Origin of the sequence: Bacillus sp. FSL W8-0223 (genome assembly GCF_038006805.1) — a bacterium.
GTDB lineage: Bacteria > Bacillota > Bacilli > Bacillales > DSM-4216 > Bacillus_O > Bacillus_O smithii.
Genome location: NZ_JBBOVX010000001.1, coordinates 487114 through 503971 on the forward strand (window position 1 = coordinate 487114; position 16858 = coordinate 503971).

General features: G+C 42.9%; 14 protein-coding genes. 11 read left to right on the plus strand and 3 right to left on the minus strand.

Annotated elements, in window-relative coordinates; translation table 11 throughout:
* Positions 1 to 31: 31 nt before the first annotated feature.
* Positions 32 to 283: a hypothetical protein gene (locus NST81_RS02505; RefSeq protein WP_340396555.1), complete on the minus strand. Its 252-nt coding sequence runs from the start codon at positions 281 to 283 to the stop codon at positions 32 to 34.
* A 157-nt stretch (positions 284 to 440) separates the two neighbouring features.
* On the opposite strand from NST81_RS02505, the gene NST81_RS02510 reads away from it, so the two are divergent.
* The 8 genes from NST81_RS02510 (at position 441) to nagE (ending at position 13213) form a co-directional block, all read left to right on the plus strand.
* Complete coding sequence (locus tag NST81_RS02510) at positions 441 to 2075, plus strand: spore germination protein (RefSeq protein WP_341030469.1); 1635 nt, start codon at positions 441 to 443, stop codon at positions 2073 to 2075.
* Positions 2065 to 3294 carry a Ger(x)C family spore germination protein gene (locus tag NST81_RS02515; protein WP_341028124.1) on the plus strand — a complete coding sequence of 410 codons (1230 nt, stop codon included), beginning with the start codon at positions 2065 to 2067 and terminating at the stop codon, positions 3292 to 3294. The genes NST81_RS02510 and NST81_RS02515 overlap by 11 nt, the downstream gene beginning before the upstream one ends.
* 7 nt (positions 3295 to 3301) lie before the next feature.
* Positions 3302 to 4444 carry a GerAB/ArcD/ProY family transporter gene (locus tag NST81_RS02520; RefSeq protein WP_341028126.1) on the plus strand — a complete coding sequence of 381 codons (1143 nt, stop codon included), beginning with the start codon at positions 3302 to 3304 and terminating at the stop codon, positions 4442 to 4444.
* A gap of 304 nt (positions 4445 to 4748) precedes the next feature.
* Entirely contained in the window at positions 4749 to 6725 is a 1977-nt protein-coding gene (gene uvrB / locus NST81_RS02525; protein WP_340396558.1) for an excinuclease ABC subunit UvrB, read from the plus strand.
* Positions 6726 to 6730: 5 nt separating this feature from the next.
* A complete protein-coding gene (gene uvrA / locus NST81_RS02530; RefSeq protein ID WP_048622584.1) occupies positions 6731 to 9604 on the plus strand; it encodes an excinuclease ABC subunit UvrA in 2874 nt (957 codons plus the stop codon).
* A 126-nt stretch (positions 9605 to 9730) separates the two neighbouring features.
* Positions 9731 to 10489: a glucosamine-6-phosphate deaminase gene (gene nagB / locus NST81_RS02535; protein WP_341028130.1), complete on the plus strand. Its 759-nt coding sequence runs from the start codon at positions 9731 to 9733 to the stop codon at positions 10487 to 10489.
* Positions 10486 to 11220 (plus strand): GntR family transcriptional regulator, encoded by a 735-nt coding sequence (locus NST81_RS02540; protein ID WP_341028132.1) that lies wholly within the window; start codon positions 10486 to 10488, stop codon positions 11218 to 11220. Before nagB ends, NST81_RS02540 begins: the two co-directional genes overlap by 4 nt.
* A 22-nt stretch (positions 11221 to 11242) precedes the next feature.
* Complete coding sequence (gene nagE / locus NST81_RS02545) at positions 11243 to 13213, plus strand: N-acetylglucosamine-specific PTS transporter subunit IIBC (RefSeq protein ID WP_341028134.1); 1971 nt, start codon at positions 11243 to 11245, stop codon at positions 13211 to 13213.
* Positions 13214 to 13387: 174 nt separating this feature from the next.
* Here nagE and NST81_RS02550 read toward each other — a convergent pair whose 3' ends face one another.
* Positions 13388 to 14350: a LacI family DNA-binding transcriptional regulator gene (locus NST81_RS02550; protein WP_048622588.1), complete on the minus strand. Its 963-nt coding sequence runs from the start codon at positions 14348 to 14350 to the stop codon at positions 13388 to 13390.
* An 88-nt stretch (positions 14351 to 14438) separates the two neighbouring features.
* On the opposite strand from NST81_RS02550, the gene NST81_RS02555 reads away from it, so the two are divergent.
* From NST81_RS02555 to NST81_RS02565, 3 genes are all read left to right on the plus strand, one after another.
* Complete coding sequence (locus NST81_RS02555) at positions 14439 to 14600, plus strand: hypothetical protein (RefSeq protein WP_156179205.1); 162 nt, start codon at positions 14439 to 14441, stop codon at positions 14598 to 14600.
* Positions 14601 to 14823: 223 nt separating this feature from the next.
* A complete protein-coding gene (locus tag NST81_RS02560; RefSeq protein ID WP_048622589.1) occupies positions 14824 to 15024 on the plus strand; it encodes a PspC domain-containing protein in 201 nt (66 codons plus the stop codon).
* A complete protein-coding gene (locus tag NST81_RS02565; protein WP_003353559.1) occupies positions 15021 to 15368 on the plus strand; it encodes a phage holin family protein in 348 nt (115 codons plus the stop codon). The genes NST81_RS02560 and NST81_RS02565 overlap by 4 nt, the downstream gene beginning before the upstream one ends.
* Positions 15369 to 15463: 95 nt before the next feature.
* Here the strand turns inward: NST81_RS02565 and nagA are convergent, their stop codons facing one another.
* Positions 15464 to 16639, minus strand: a complete 1176-nt coding sequence (gene nagA, locus NST81_RS02570; RefSeq protein WP_048622590.1) for an N-acetylglucosamine-6-phosphate deacetylase — start codon at positions 16637 to 16639, stop codon at positions 15464 to 15466.
* Positions 16640 to 16858: the final 219 nt, after the last annotated feature.

Here is a 16858-nt window from a genome sequence, read left to right on the forward strand (position 1 = left end):
TTTGAATATGTTTATCGCATAAAAAAGCAGCTTATTTTTTGGGGCTGCTTTTTTGATTGTTTTTGTTCTTGCTCTTTTTTTTATATAGTCTTATGACTTGCTTGATGATGTACACAATAAAAAAGAGAGCAAGCGTTATAATTTCTTCTTTTTCCATTTTTCGAAAGGGGTCGAGCGTTTTTAAAAACGCATTTTGATATCGGTACCCTAACAGTAAATCGAGTGAAAAAATTAAAGCGAAAAGAACCGCGATGATTAAAAGAACGGTAAAAATGACCTTCATGATGACATCCTCACAACATATGTTTTCTTTATTTTTCTCTATTTTGTCCCAGATCATGTAAGAAAAAAAGTTCGTATAATCTCCACGGTATATGCGGGAAACTACAGATACATCCATTTTTTGAAAACGAGGGATTATGATGGGATTGTTTAAGAAAATGTTCTTTCATAAAGGCAAAAAGAACAAACAGAAAAAACAGGTGAGCAAAAAACAAGAGCAATTAGGACAATCCAAAAATGTGCCAAAAGGAGATATAGAGAAATCGCTTGCGACCAATATAGATGTCATCAAAGAAACAACGGGCAACAGCAGCGATATCATTGTTCGTGTCATCAAAATGGGTCAGGAAGCGGATGTCACAGCTGCCATTATTTATACGGAAGGGCTTGTAGACGATCTGACCGTAAAAGACTTTTTGATAGAATCGGCCATGAAAGATACGAACGAACAAAATTTGGAAAACCCGAAGTTAGCGCTTCAGGTATTGAAAGAAAAAATTTTACCGATCGGAGAAGTGAAGGAATTAGATTGTTGGGAAGATTTGTTTACCAATTTAATGACGGGACAAACGATCATCCTGGTAGATGGCGTTTCTAAAGCGTTAACGGCTAATACAAGAGGAGGGGAAAAGCGGCAAATATCGGAGCCGGTTACGGAAATTTCCATTCGCGGGCCGAAGGACAGTTTTACGGAAACGATCCGAACAAACAGTGCCTTAATCAGAAAAAGAATTAAAAATCCGAATCTATGGCTGGAATCCATGAAAATTGGCAAAGTGACGCAGACAGATGTGGCGATTATGTATATTAAAGGAATTGTCAATGAAAAAGTGGTAGAGGAAGTCAGGATAAGGTTAAAGCGGATCAATATCGATAGTATTCTGGATTCTGGCTACATAGAACAGCTGATTGAGGACAAAACGTTTACTACTTTTCCAACGTTGTTTCATACCGAAAGACCGGATGTGGCGGCGGCTAATTTATTGGAAGGAAGAGTAGCGATATTGGTGGATGGCACACCATATGTCCTCTTGGCGCCGGCCGTTTTTATCCAGTTTTTTCAGGCGGTGGATGATTATTATGGCAGGTTTGATCTTAGTTCTGCCCTCCGTTTTTTACGAGTGCTGATTTTTTTTATTTCTCTCGTAGGTCCGGCTATCTATATTGCAGCGACTACTTTTCATCAGGAAATGATACCGACCCCTCTTGTGATTGCGCTGGCAGCACAGCGTGAATCGGTTCCTTTTCCGGCGTTTGTGGAAGCAATGATTATGGAAGTAACGTTTGAAATTTTGCGTGAGGCCGGGGTAAGGCTTCCGCGGGCAATCGGACAAACGGTATCGATTGTGGGGGCGATTGTCCTTGGCCAGTCAGCGGTTCAAGCAGGATTTGTATCGCCGGCTATGCTCATTGTCGTTTCGATTACAGCGATTGCCAATTTTGCGACCCCTGCTTATTCTATTGCGATATCGGCGCGATTGATTCGTTTTATTATTGCGGTGATGGCGGCGACATTCGGGTTTTACGGCTGCTTAATGGGCATATTGGTGATGGTGATTCATCTATGCAGCCTTCGCTCATTTGGGGTGCCGTATATGACTCCGCTTGCTCCTTTTATTCCGGCTAATTTTGGCGACACAGTAGTTCGCAAGCCAATCTGGGAATATAAAGAGAGACCTCGTATCATTAGCCAATCGAATATTACAAGAGCGGGTGAACATCAACGGCCACAGCCGCCGGATCATTCCTATTCTCAGAAAGAGAATGAAAAAGGTGAAAAAAATGATTCGTAAGCGGTCCTTATTGTTCATGATAGTATGTGTGCAACTTCTCCTTTCGGGGTGTTGGAGCAAGCGTGAACTGACCGATCTGGCGTTGGTGTTGGCACTCGGCATCGATATGACGAAGGATGGAAAATATGAGGTCAGCATGCAAATTGTCAATCCCGGAAATGTGGCCGGGGCTGTCCAGCAAGGTGGCGGAGGAGGACAAGGACTGCCGATAGTCGTGTATCATCAAAAAGGTGATAACATCGTTGAAGCTGCCAGAAAAGCTTCTACAATGATTTCAAGGCGTTTGTACTTTTCTCATACGAATATGCTCGTAATAGGAGAAAAAGTGGCTAAAAAAAATATACCTGTTATACTGGAAGCCATCGAAAGAGACCAACAATTTCGAAACACAACGACAATGGTGGTTGCAAAAGGAACAAAGGCGCAGACCATTTTAGAAACTTTGACGCCAATTGATAAAATTCCCGCTGATCAAATTAGCAAAACGCTGACGACTTCCGAGTCAATATGGAGTGAAACTTTCCCAACCAAAATTGCTGATGTCATTCAACAATTGATTTCCCCGGGAAAACAACCGGTCATTCCGGGGATCAGGCTGATCCATAACAGTGAACAAAGGGGGACGATGGAAAACCTGCAAAGAACAAATCCGGTAAATAATATCGAAATAAGCGGATTCGCCATGATTAAAGATGGAAAACTAAAAAAATGGGTGTACGGCAAAACAGCGCGAGGAGTAACCTGGTCGCTGGGAAAGATGAGGTCCACGAGTGTAAGCGTCGATTGGGGTGGAAGAAAAAAGGCCCTTTCCTATGAAGTGGTTCGGGACAAAACAAAGCTGACAGCCAAAGTGAAAAACGGAAAACCGGAAGGGTCCGTCTTGGTGAAAGTGGAAGGCGATATTGGAGAAATGCTCGTCCCGGTTGATATCACGAACTTACGAGTCATACAAAAAATTGAAAGACAAACCAATAGAGAAATTGAAAGAGAAATTGAGCGAGCGATCAAAATCGCTCAACGGAACCACACGGATATTTTTGGCTTTGGCGATGCGATCCATAGGCACGATCCGAAGTTTTGGAAAAGGGTACACACGAAGTGGAGCGATGATTATTTCCCAACTATGAACATAAAGGTTGAAGTGAGGACGCACATACGGCGTTCAGAATTGCGGACAAAATCATTCCTGTCCACTATTAAGGAAGAAAAAAGGCGGTGATCCATGAATGGAGAAGGCAAAAATAGACGGCCTCCAGTTATTCATTCTCATCTTTCTATTTGAAATGGGAAGTGCCATTATCCTCACTTTAGGAGTCCAGGCTAAGCAAGATGCTTGGATGACGATATTAGGTGGGTTGTTGGGAGGATTGCTTTTATTTCTTGTCTACCATCGCCTTTATCTGTATTTTCCCGACAAGTCTCTGGCCACTTATGCACAAGACCTTTTAGGGACGTTTGTAGGAAAAGTGATCGGCTTTGTCTATTGCATTTATTTTCTTTATTTAGCAGCAAGAGTGCTGCGCGATTTCGGGGAATTAGTGGCAACATTTGCCTATCCCGAGACACCTGTGTTGATTATTAATGCCATTATGATGGCGACCATTTTATATGGCCTGAACAAAGGAATAGAAGTGATTGCGAGAACGAGCGAATTATCCTTTGTGGCTCTTTATTTGCTGGCGATTTCGGGCTTTGTATTGGTGGTCATTTCCGGTTTAATCAAACTGGAGAATTTACAGCCGATGCTGGAAAACGGGATTCGGCCTGTGTTGAAAACAATCGTTACGCAAACCATGTATGTACCATTTGGCGAAATCGTTGTTTTCACCATGTTGCTGCCGTATTTAAACAAGCCCGAAAAAGGAAAGATCATTGGATTAACGGCGATTACGCTCAGTGGAATTAATTTAACCATCGTAAGTGTCGTCAACATCGCCGTGCTGGGGGTGGATGGTTTTTCAACGGCGACTTTTCCTCTGTTAGAAACCATCCAGCAAATCGAAGTGGCTGATTTTTTGGAACGACTGGATATCTTTTTTTTGATCACATTAGTGATTGGCGGTTTTATTAAAGTTAGTCTGTTTCTCTATGCCGCCTCCATCGGGATTGCGGAAATTTTTCGGATCTCTGATTATAAAAAGCTATTGTATTTGCTGGTTCCGATCTTGATCATTGCATCGCTATCCATTGCCGATAATTTTTTTGAGCACATGAAAGAGGGGCTGGATTTAGTTCCCCTCGTTTTACACTTGCCGCTTCAAGTCGTCATTCCTATTTTTTTACTCATCATTGCCTTTTTTAAAAATAGAAAAAAACAAAAAAATAAGCAAGCAACAGAACAAACGGGAAAGGATTCAGCGGAATCGTGAAGATTGGCTTCTTTGCGCTGAGTATTGAATTTCTTTATGGAAAAGAAAATTTTATGCTTAAAAGAGTGATCAATGCCATTGATTGCTTTTATTTTTTATCCATTTTCTTTGAATCGAAACGAAAATTTGTTCGCATATAATTGGTGAAGGGGAAGGGAATTGTGGTAGAATGAGTTATAACCAGATAAAGGATTGTCTATCACCGTTCACCTTATGTGATCGTTTATATACACGAAACAGCCATTAAGGAAGAAATTCTTCTTTTCGGCTGATAAATGCTGTCAATATAGGGGGGATCTTGCGAGTGGAAAATCGCTTCGAACTTGTTTCGAAATATCGTCCGCAAGGCGATCAGCCGAAAGCCATTCAACAGCTGGTAAAAGGAATACGGGAAGGAAAGAAGCATCAAACGCTTCTTGGTGCAACAGGAACAGGCAAAACGTTCACGATTTCGAATGTAATTAAAGAAGTGAATAAACCGACATTGGTCATCGCTCATAATAAAACGTTAGCCGGACAATTATACAGTGAGTTTAAAGAATTTTTCCCGAATAATGCAGTGGAATATTTCGTTAGTTATTACGACTATTATCAACCGGAAGCGTATGTACCGCAGACGGATACGTATATAGAAAAAGATTCCAGCATCAATGATGAAATTGACAAATTGCGGCACTCTGCTACTTCCGCTCTGTTTGAACGGCGAGATGTCATTATCATTGCCAGCGTCTCCTGCATCTACGGTTTAGGTTCGCCGGAAGAATACCGGGATTTGGTCGTGTCTTTGCGTGTCGGTATGGAGATGGAGCGGGACCACCTTCTCCGTCGACTTGTGGATATCCAATACGAGCGCAATGACATTAACTTTCAGCGTGGGACCTTTCGTGTACGCGGCGATGTAGTCGAAATATTCCCCGCTTCCCGGGATGAGCACTGTATCCGAGTTGAGTTTTTTGGAGATGAAATCGACCGCATCCGCGAAGTCAATGCACTGACAGGAGAAATTCTTGGTGAACGGGAACATGTGGCTATCTTCCCTGCTTCTCACTTCGTCACGAGAGAAGAAAAAATGAAGATGGCCATTCGCAATATTGAAATCGAACTGGAAGAACGTTTAAACGAGCTGAGAGACCAAGGAAAATTGCTGGAAGCGCAAAGACTGGAGCAGCGAACTCGATATGATTTAGAAATGATGAGAGAGATGGGGTTTTGCTCCGGAATCGAAAACTATTCCCGCCATTTGGCGTTAAGACCGCCGGGCTCCACTCCTTATACGCTTCTTGATTATTTTCCGGATGATTTTTTAATCGTGGTCGATGAATCGCATGTGACATTACCGCAAATTCGTGGAATGTTCAACGGGGATAGAGCAAGAAAGCAAGTCCTGGTGGATCACGGTTTCCGGCTGCCGTCTGCTTTGGACAACCGTCCTTTAACGTTTGAAGAGTTTGAGAAGCATATTAACCAAATTGTGTACGTATCAGCCACTCCGGGTCCTTACGAGATGGAACATTGCCCGGAAATGGTGGAACAAATCATCCGGCCGACCGGTTTGCTGGATCCGACCATCGATGTCCGCCCGATCGAAGGGCAAATTGATGATTTGCTTGCCGAAATTCAAGAAAGAACGAAAAGAAATGAACGAGTGCTTGTGACCACTTTAACAAAGAAAATGGCAGAAGACTTGACGGATTATTTGAAAGAAGTCGGCATAAAAGTGCAATACTTGCATTCGGAAGTAAAGACGTTGGAACGGATTGAAATCGTCCGCGATTTACGACTCGGAAAATTTGATGTACTGGTCGGGATCAATTTATTAAGAGAAGGATTGGACATTCCGGAAGTTTCTCTTGTGGCGATTTTGGATGCCGACAAGGAAGGATTTTTGCGGTCGGAACGCTCTTTAATTCAAACGATTGGCCGCGCCGCTCGAAATGCAAACGGCCACGTCATCATGTATGCCGACCATATTACCGATTCGATGGAAAAAGCCATTTCGGAAACAAAACGACGCCGTGCCATTCAGGAAGCGTACAATAAAGAGCATGGAATTACTCCCAAAACGATTCAAAAAGGCATTCGCGATGTCATTCGGGCTACTTATGCTGCGGAAGAAAAAGAAACGTACGAAAAATCTCCTAAGAAAAAATTATCTGCGGAAGAAAAGAATCGTTTGATTGCCAGTCTCGAAACAGAAATGAAAGAGGCAGCCAAAGCACTAGATTTCGAACGGGCTGCCCAGCTGCGTGATGCGATTTTAGAGTTAAAAGCGGAAGGATGACCATCATGGGAAAAGATCAAATCATTGTTAAAGGAGCACGAGCCCATAATCTGAAAAATATTGACGTTACCATTCCAAGGGATCAATTGGTTGTTTTAACCGGGCTATCGGGTTCTGGAAAATCTTCTTTGGCGTTCGATACGATCTATGCGGAAGGCCAAAGAAGGTATGTTGAATCTTTGTCTGCTTATGCACGCCAGTTTCTCGGACAAATGGACAAGCCGGATGTAGACGCCATCGAGGGGCTGTCGCCGGCCATTTCCATTGATCAAAAAACGACCAGTCGAAATCCCCGCTCTACTGTGGGAACCGTAACCGAAATATACGACTATTTGCGTCTGTTATTTGCCCGTATCGGCCATCCGATTTGCCCTAACCATGGCATCGAAATTACTTCTCAAACGATTGAACAAATGGTGGACCGCATTATGGAATATCCTGAACGGACGAGACTGCAAATCCTTGCTCCAGTGGTATCCGGGAAAAAAGGAACGCATGCCAAAACGCTGGAGAATATGAAGAAACAAGGGTATGTACGTCTTCGCGTCGATGGGGAAATGCGGGATGTGGAGGAAGACATTCAATTAGATAAGAATAAAAAGCATTCGATTGAAGTGGTGGTAGACCGTATTGTCGTGAAAGACGGAATTCACTCCCGTTTGGCCGATTCTTTAGAAGCCGCGCTGAAACTAGGGGAAGGAAAAGTCATTATCGACGTCATCGGACAAGAAGAACTGTTATTCAGTGAACATCATGCATGTCCGTATTGCGGTTTTTCGATCGGCGAATTGGAGCCGCGCATGTTTTCGTTTAACAGTCCATACGGTGCCTGTCCGACTTGCGACGGATTGGGGTCCAGATTAAAAGTGGACGTTGATCTTGTCATTCCGGATTGGAATTTGAGTTTGCGCGAGAACGCGATTGCACCTTGGGAACCTACCAGCTCTCAATATTACCCGCAGCTTTTAAAGGCGGTGTGCGATCATTACGGCATTGATATGGATATACCCGTCAAGGATATACCGAAACCGCTTTTAGACAAAATTTTATATGGATCAGATGGTGAGAGCATTTATTTTCGCTACGTGACCGATTTCGGCCAAGTCAAGGAGAATTATATCGAGTTTGAAGGCGTGATCCCGAACGTTGAGCGCCGTTATCGAGAGACGACATCTGATTATATACGCGAGCAAATGGAAAAATACATGGCTCATCAAAAATGCCCGACTTGCAAAGGGCATCGTTTAAGGAAAGAGGCCTTGGCTGTCAAAATCGGCGGTCTTCATATCGGAGAAGTCACTCAATTTTCCATTAAGGAAGCGAAAAAGTTTTTTGAAAATCTCACATTGACGGAAAAGGAAAAGAAAATTGCCCATTTGATTTTGCGTGAGATCAGCCAGCGACTTGGTTTTCTGGATAATGTTGGCCTCGATTATTTGACGTTAAGCCGTGCGGCCGGAACGCTTTCAGGCGGTGAGGCGCAGCGTATTCGTTTAGCCACTCAGATCGGTTCTCGACTGACGGGAGTTTTATATATATTGGATGAACCATCTATTGGTCTGCATCAGCGTGACAATGATCGATTAATCGAAACGCTGAAAGAAATGCGGGACATAGGCAACACATTAATCGTTGTAGAACATGACGAAGATACGATGTTAGCCGCCGATTATTTAATCGATGTCGGGCCGGGAGCAGGCGTCCATGGAGGAGAGATCGTATCAGCGGGCACGCCTGAGGAAGTGATGAAAGATCCTAACTCGCTTACGGGCCAATATTTATCCGGGAAAAAGTTTATTCCGCTGCCGCAGGAACGGCGAAAACCGGATGGCCGTTTTATTGAAATAATAGGAGCAAAAGAAAACAATTTAAAAAATGTGAAAGTGAAGTTTCCGTTAGGCGTATTTATCGCTGTCACCGGCGTGTCGGGATCCGGAAAAAGCACCCTTGTCAATGAGATTCTTTACAAGGCGCTTGCTCATAAGCTGTACCAAGCAAAACAAAAGCCGGGTCAGCATAAAGAAGTGAAAGGCATTGAACATTTGGATAAAGTGATCGAAATTGACCAATCCCCTATTGGACGCACTCCGCGATCCAATCCGGCCACCTATACAGGCGTTTTTGATGATATACGCGATGTGTTTGCCCGAACAACGGAAGCGAAGATGCGCGGATATAAGAAAGGACGTTTCAGCTTTAATGTGAAAGGCGGACGCTGTGAAGCTTGCCGCGGGGATGGCATTATCAAAATCGAAATGCATTTCCTTCCGGATGTCTATGTTCCTTGCGAAGTTTGCCATGGAAAGAGATACAACAGGGAAACGCTCGAAGTGAAATACAAAGGAAAAAACATTGCAGATGTATTGGATATGACGGTGGAAGATGCGCTTGAATTCTTTGAAAACATTCCGAAAATCAAGCGTAAACTGCAGACGATTGCTGATGTCGGCCTCGGCTATATCAAACTGGGGCAGCCAGCTACCACATTGTCGGGAGGGGAAGCACAGCGTGTCAAGCTGGCCTCCGAATTGCATCGCCGTTCTACCGGAAGAACGTTTTATATTTTGGACGAGCCGACGACAGGATTGCATGTGGATGATATTGCTCGGCTTCTAAAGGTCCTTAAACGGCTGGTGGAAAACGGTGATACGGTGCTTGTAATTGAACATAACCTGGATGTAATCAAAACAGCCGATTATATTATTGACTTAGGACCTGAAGGCGGCGATAAAGGCGGTACGATCGTGGCTACCGGAACGCCTGAAGAAGTGGCTGAGGTGGAACAATCGTATACTGGAAAATATTTAAAGAAAATTTTAAAACGCGACCAGGAGCGTATGAAACAAAAAATAGCTGAACACGAACATGCGACTTCTTAATAATTGCAGCGGAAGGGTGCTCCCTTCCGCTGTTTTGATACTGGTATAGATAACTAGACGAATAAAAGGTAATATAAAGATGTAAACGCTTTAATTTCCTTTTATTGTTAGAAAAGGGGGAGTTAGATGCGAGTCGTAAAAGTAGCCAACTATGAGGAAATGAGCCAAAAAGCCGCGGAATGTATCATTCGCCAAGTGAAAGAAAAACCTGATTCGGTTCTCGGGCTGGCCACGGGTGGAACCGTGATCGGAACGTATCAATTATTGGCAAAAGACCATCAGAAGAACGGAACGAGTTACCGACAGATTTTAACGGTTAATTTGGATGAATATATTGGAATAAGCTCTGAACACGAGCAAAGCTACCATTTTTATATGAAAAAAAGGCTGTTTGATCATATCCAAATTCCGCCTGAAAACACTTATTTGCCTGATGGACAAGCGGAAGATCTTGAAGAAGAATGCAAAAGGTATGACGAGCGGATCGAAAGTCTTGGCGGCATTGATCTGCAGCTTCTTGGCATCGGTGTGAATGGCCATATCGGTTTTAACGAACCGGGTACGCCTTTTGATTCCAAAACTCATATTGTTGAACTGTCGGAATCGACCCGAAAGGCTAATGCGAGATTTTTCAACACCCTTGAGGAAGTTCCGAAGAAAGCTATTACGATGGGAATAGAAACGATCATGAAGAGTAAGAAGATTTTACTGTTAGCTTCCGGATTGAAAAAAGCGCCTATTATTCGCAAACTTTTTCAGGAGGGAATAACGGAAGAGATTCCTGCTTCTGTTTTAAAAAAACATGAGAATGTGGTGCTGATTGCGGATGAAGAAGCGCTTTCTCTTGTTGATCCTGTATGGGTGGAGACGGAGGTGGAATTTTGAACATTGATAAAAACTCTCCGCTTCCGATCTATTATCAATTAGAAAAAGCCATTAAAGAATGGATTGAACAAAAAGAACTGGTTCCGGGCGACATCATTCCGTCGGAAAGGGAGATTGCGGAAATGTATTCCATTAGCCGAATGACGGTGAGACAAGCGATCAATCATTTGGTGAATGAAGGATACTTAATACGCAAGAGAGGAAAAGGCACGTTTGTGGCAGAAAGAGAAAAGGCAAAAAAGATGAGAATGAGGAGTTTGATAAGTTTTTCGGAAGATATGAAACAAAGAGGATTGCAGCCGAAAGCAAAAGTGTTAGAATTTAAAGTGTTGCCTGCGGAGCCCCTTTCTGCGAAAAAACTTCATATTAAGGAATATGTCCCGATTTATAAGGTCATAACGATTCGATCAGCGGATCAGGAGCCAATGGCGTTTGAAACATCCTATATGCCGGTTTCTTTAATGCCGACATTAACGAAGGAAGCAGTCGAAAAATCTTTATATGATTATATGGAAAAAACGTTAATGTTGAGAATAGACAGAGCATCGCAAACGTTAGAGGTGGCTGCAGCGAAAAAAACGGTTGCGGAAATGTTGAAAATAGAAGAAAATGATCCTGTTTTATTAGTCAAAAGGGTCAGCTATTTAGAAGATGGACGTCCCTTTGAGTTTGTGAATTCTGTTTACCGCGGTGATCGTTATCAATTTTGTACAGAGATGATCAGGGTATAGAGAGGATTGAGGAGGATTTTTTATGCTCAGTTTTTTGCAAAAAATCGGTAAATCATTGATGCTTCCTATAGCAGTGCTTCCGGCGGCCGGTTTATTATTGCGTCTTGGTCAACCGGATTTGTTGAATATTCCTTTTATTGCCGAGGCTGGTAATGCATTTTTCGGAAGCATGGCCATTGACCCCGCTCTTGACCCGGGAGCGACTTTTAGCAATTTGGCTTTGCTTTTTGCCATCGGGGTTGCCATCGGCTTTGCGCAAGACAGCAACGGAGCTGCAGCCTTGGCTGGCGCCATAGGCTATATGGTGCTGGTGTTTACTACCCATGCCATTAATAACACGATCAATATGGGAGTATTGGGTGGAATTATCGCCGGTATTTCTGCCGGAATGCTCTACAATAAGTACCATGATATAAAATTGCCGACTTGGTTTGCCTTTTTTGGCGGTCGCCGCTTTATACCGATTGTAACGGCTGTTTCAGCCGTGATTCTTGGGCTCCTTTTTGGTTACATATGGCCTTATGTTCAAGATGGAATCGATTCTCTTGCTCATTGGATTATCGGTGCAGGAGCAGTCGGTGTTGCGGCTTACGGATTTTTAAACCGGTTGTTAATTCCGTTAGGCTTGCATCATATTATTAACACATTGATTTGGTTTGATTTCGGCTCCTTTACAGACGCGAAAGGAAATGTTTTCCACGGTGATATCACCCGATTTTTACACGGGGATCCAAAAGCCGGAATCTTTACGGCCGGATTCTTCCCTATTATGATGTTTGGCTTGCCGGGCGCTTGTTTGGCGATGATTGTCGCTGCCAAAAAGGAACGCCGCAAAAAAGTCGCTGCCTTGTTGGTGGGAATGGCATTGACGGCATTTGTGACGGGTGTTACCGAACCGATCGAATTTTCATTTATGTTTATATCGCCGTTTCTCTATGTCGTTCACGCTCTATTAACGGCTTCTTCTTTGGCAGTTACTTATATGCTGGGGATTCACGATTCTTTTAGCTTTTCAGCAAGCTTAATTGATTATCTTCTCAATTTCGGAATTGCCCAAAAACCTGTTTTGCTCTTGCTCGTGGGAGCAGTTTATTTCGTCGTTTATTTTATTGTCTTCTACTTCGTGATCAAATGGCGTGATTTAAAAACTCCGGGGCGTGAAGATGAGGAAGATACGGCGGAAGAGCAAGGCGGATTGTCTGTTGACGATAAGTATATGAGAATGTCCGTGGGCTTTTTAGAAGGATTGGGAGGAAAAGAAAATATCACTAACATCGACAACTGTGCTACCAGATTGCGCCTGGAAGTCCGCGACAGCGACGCAATTGATGAACAACGGATTAAGCGTTCGGGTGCTCGCGGTGTAATGAAAACGAGCAAAACCAGTGTGCAAATTATCGTCGGACCAGATGTGGAATTTGCTGCGGAGGCGTTGAAAAAGCTGGCTGCCATGGAACGGCCTCATGAATCTTTGATCGAGCCGTCGGAAAAGACTGCTGATAACGATCAACGCTCAGCAGACATAGGTAAAACATTTGACACACATTCATTTGCTGCTCCGTTATCAGGAACATTGATGGAGATGACAAAAGTGCCTGATCAAGTCTTTTCACAAAAGATGATGGGAGACGGATTTGCGATTGATCCGGCAGAGGGCAAAATAGCTGCCCCGTTTAACGGCACGATTCTATCGGTATTTCCGACCAAGCATGCGATTGCTTTAAAGAGAGAAGATGGATTGGAAGTGTTGATTCATTTAGGAATTGATACGGTTCAATTAAAAGGAGAAGGGTTTACGGTGTTCGTAAAGGAAGGGGACAAGGTGGTTCAAGGTCAAGAAATTGCTTTTATGGACATCCAAGCTATAAAAGAAAAAGTGCCTTCCATCATTACCCCGGTGGTCTTTACGAACTTAGCGGAAGGACAAAAAGTCGTACTGCGGAAACAAGGACCAATTCAGCGGGGAGATGCTCTTTTCTTAGAAATTCAATAGCATTCGCCAAGAATCGAAACCCCTATGGGACGATGAAAAATCGTTCCGTAGGGGTTTTCTTTTTCCTTGAGTACATATGGGAAAGATGACCGCTTTGCAAAACTCATATTGACTTGAGATTGAGTGTTGAATACGGCGCAGCACGAAAGTTAGTTGATCCATTTTTTGGAAAATTTAAACGGTTGAGCGTTCAACGAGTGTATAAGACATTTCCTTTTGAGAAATACGGGCGCCATCGCATGCCTGGCGAAACAAACTTCTTCCCATTTCTGAAAGCGGGATGTCGATCGTAGTCATATTCATCAAATAGGAGATGGGTTGATTATTAAAACCGATGATCGCTAATTGTTCAGGAACAGAAATGCCTTTTTGTTGGCATTGAAGAAGCGCACCTGCAGCTACTTCGTCGCTGGTGATCACTAAAGCAGACGGAGGCTCCGACATTTTTGAAATGCGTTCTATGATATCCACTCCGTCCTCAAGAACGAGGCAGTGGTCAAAGACATAATCCTTTTTATATGGTTCGTTGATGTTTTTTAAAAAATCACGGTAAGCGCGAAGTCTTTGGTGACTGTTCGTTCCGGAAGTTCTCCCGATGCTGATGCCAATTTTTCGGTGGCCTTTTTGGTGCAGAAAATCGAGTGCTGCTTGAAAACATTGATAATGATGAATAAAAGTGCAAGAAATAGGTTTTTTTCGAGCGTCTTCGCATAAAACGATTGTCCCGTATTGTTGATATTCTTCAATCCATTCCCAGCTTCCCGCCCGCGAACAAATAATCAGGGCGTCAATTTGCTTATATTTCAACATTTTGAGCGCTTCCAGCTCCCTTTGGGGTTCATAATTGGTTTGGAACAAGACTAGCTGATGATTTTGAGTGATCGCCTCATCTGCAATCCCCTCTATCAACTGCCCGAAGTAAGGGTGATTCAAAAACGGAACAGCCACTCCAATCAAATTCGTCTTGCCTTTGCTTAAATGCACGGCATTGATATTCCGATGATAATGGGATTTTTTAATGGCTTCGAGCACGGCAGCCCTTTTTGCTTCGCTTACATAGGGATGGTGGTTTAGAACGCGGGAAACCGTTGTGACGGAAACACCCGCCATTTTGGCTATATCTCTAATATTGGTCATGAATCAATGCTCCTCCCTCCGTAAAATCGCTCTTGCTTTGAAACGCGTTTCATCCATTAACGTTATAGATGAAAGGGGAGATGTAGAAATGGGTTTGTTATCATTGATCATGATGTGTGGTTCTATTCTTATTTTAACATCCATTGCAGTCAAGATAGGCGAGAATAACGGATACAGAGAGGAGAAAAATGAAAAAGATCCTTTTAGTTATTTGTTTCGTGTGTATGAGAAAGAAAAAAACGATGATTGAAAAGAATATTTTCGATTAAAGCCGTTTAGTTTCGTTTTGACGCCATTTTTCCCAAGCGCTCTTATTCCATATGAAACTTGTTTTGTTCTTTTTTCGTATGCATAATGAAAGATATGGGGACTGTGATCATTGTGGAACCCAATCATCGAAAGTCGGATAAAAACGCTTTTTCGTTGAATAATAATAGTAATGAGCAAATTAATGAGGAAAGAAGGGTTTACGAGTGAAAAAATTATTTCGTTCCCGCATAGACCGCAAGTTGGCGGGAGTGCTTGGCGGAATTGCCCAAATGTTGGGAGTCGACTCCACCATTATTCGGGTTTTGTTTATTATCTTGTTGTTTCCAACAGGCTTTTTTCCATTAGCGATTACTTATTTGCTATTGATGTTTGTCATGCCTAATGAAGAGGATGTTTATAGATGAGATGGCTGTTAGGCATTGTCATCAATGCGGTTTTATTTGTAGCTTTGGCTGGTTGGTTTCAAGGGTTTCACGTTTCCGGCTTTGGAGCGGCATTTGTGGCCAGCCTCATTCTTTCCATATTGAATATGTTAGTCCGACCGATTTTGATTATTTTGACATTACCGATTACGATCTTGACACTTGGTCTTTTTTTAATTGTGATCAACGCCATGACGCTGTTATTAACCGATGCGATTATGGGAGATGCTTTTGATGTATCCGGTTTTGGTTTGGCGCTCCTTGTTGTCATCATTATGTCCATTTTCAATTTAGTGGTTCAACGGGTACTGTTTGAGAAAGACTAAAAAAGCGTGCTGAAAAAGCCGTTTTGCTTTTCCAGCACGCTTTTTGGGATTCGATTGATTAAATGTCTGTTTTACAGGACAAGAAAAAGCGATATTTACTGTTCGTAGGCGATTTCCCCTCGACATAAAGTCATTTGTACTTCGTATTGTGGATTGAATACGACGATATCGGCATCTTTCCCAACGGCAAGACTGCCTTTGCGATCAAATACTTTCAGTTCTTTTGCCGGATTCGTCGAAGCTAATCGAACGGCTTGGAAAAGCGAAAGCTTCGTAAAGCGAATGATATTTTGAATGGAGTCTTTCATTTTTAAAATGCTTCCGGCTAACGTGCCGTCTTCCAAAACGGCTTTTCCGTCTCGAACAATCACATCTTGCCCACCTAAATCGTAGCGGCCGTTTTTAAGACATTTGGCTCGCATCGAATCTGTAATTAAGACGATTTTTTCTTCTCCTTTCATACGGACCGCTAAGTCGATCATTTCTGGACGGACGTGGACTCCATCTGCGATAAGCTCCGCTGTTAGCTGATCGAGAAGAAGGGCAGCGCCGGCAGTCCCCGGTTCACGATGGTGCATTCCTTTCATAGCGTTAAATAGATGGGTGACATGGCTTGCTCCAGCTTCTGCTGCCTTCACAACCTCTTCGTATGAAGCATCCGTATGGCCGATGGAAGCAATCACATCATGATCTGCCAAGTAGGAAATGAGTTCAGAAGCATTTTCGATTTCGGGAGCCAGTGTCACTAGCTTGATGGCGTTGTCCGCAAGAACTTGCCATTTTTGAAATTGGTCAATACTTGGTTTTAAAATGTATTTTTTGGGTTGAGCGCCGTTATGCTTTTCATTGATAAAGGGGCCTTCTAGGTGGATGCCGAGTACTTCTGCTTTTCCGGGAATGTTATGTTTTTTTCTGTATTCGGCGACATTCCGGATGGCTTTTTCAATGTTTTCCGGGCTTTGCGTGATCGTGGTAGCCAGAAAGCTGGTCGTTCCTTCTTTTGGAAGGGCAGAAGCCATCGTCGTTATAGCCTCGGGAGTGGCATCCATTGTATCAGCCCCGTTGGCACCGTGAATATGGACATCAATAAACCCTGGCGAAAGAAAGGACTCATGATGCAAATCGATCACTTTTTCTCCGGGAGAGGATATATATTCCGTCATCTTTCCGATACACGTAATTTTTCCGTTTTCAATGGTTAAAAATCCGTCTTGGAGAATATCGTGTTCCAATAAGATGTTTGCTTGAATAAAGGTAAGTTTATTTTCCATATCAATCGCCTTTCTATTACTTAAAGTAATATTGAGATGGACTTGATGGATTCTCTTTATTTTCATTTTAACTGCTTTTTAAATTGGGATGTTTTATATGATCGTAATGAGATTCAATCCTTTATCTTTAAGGTCATTAAGACAACAGAAATTTTTTATTAAAATGGTCCATTCTTATGGATGTAAAGAGAATTCATGTATCCGTGTTTAATCATAACA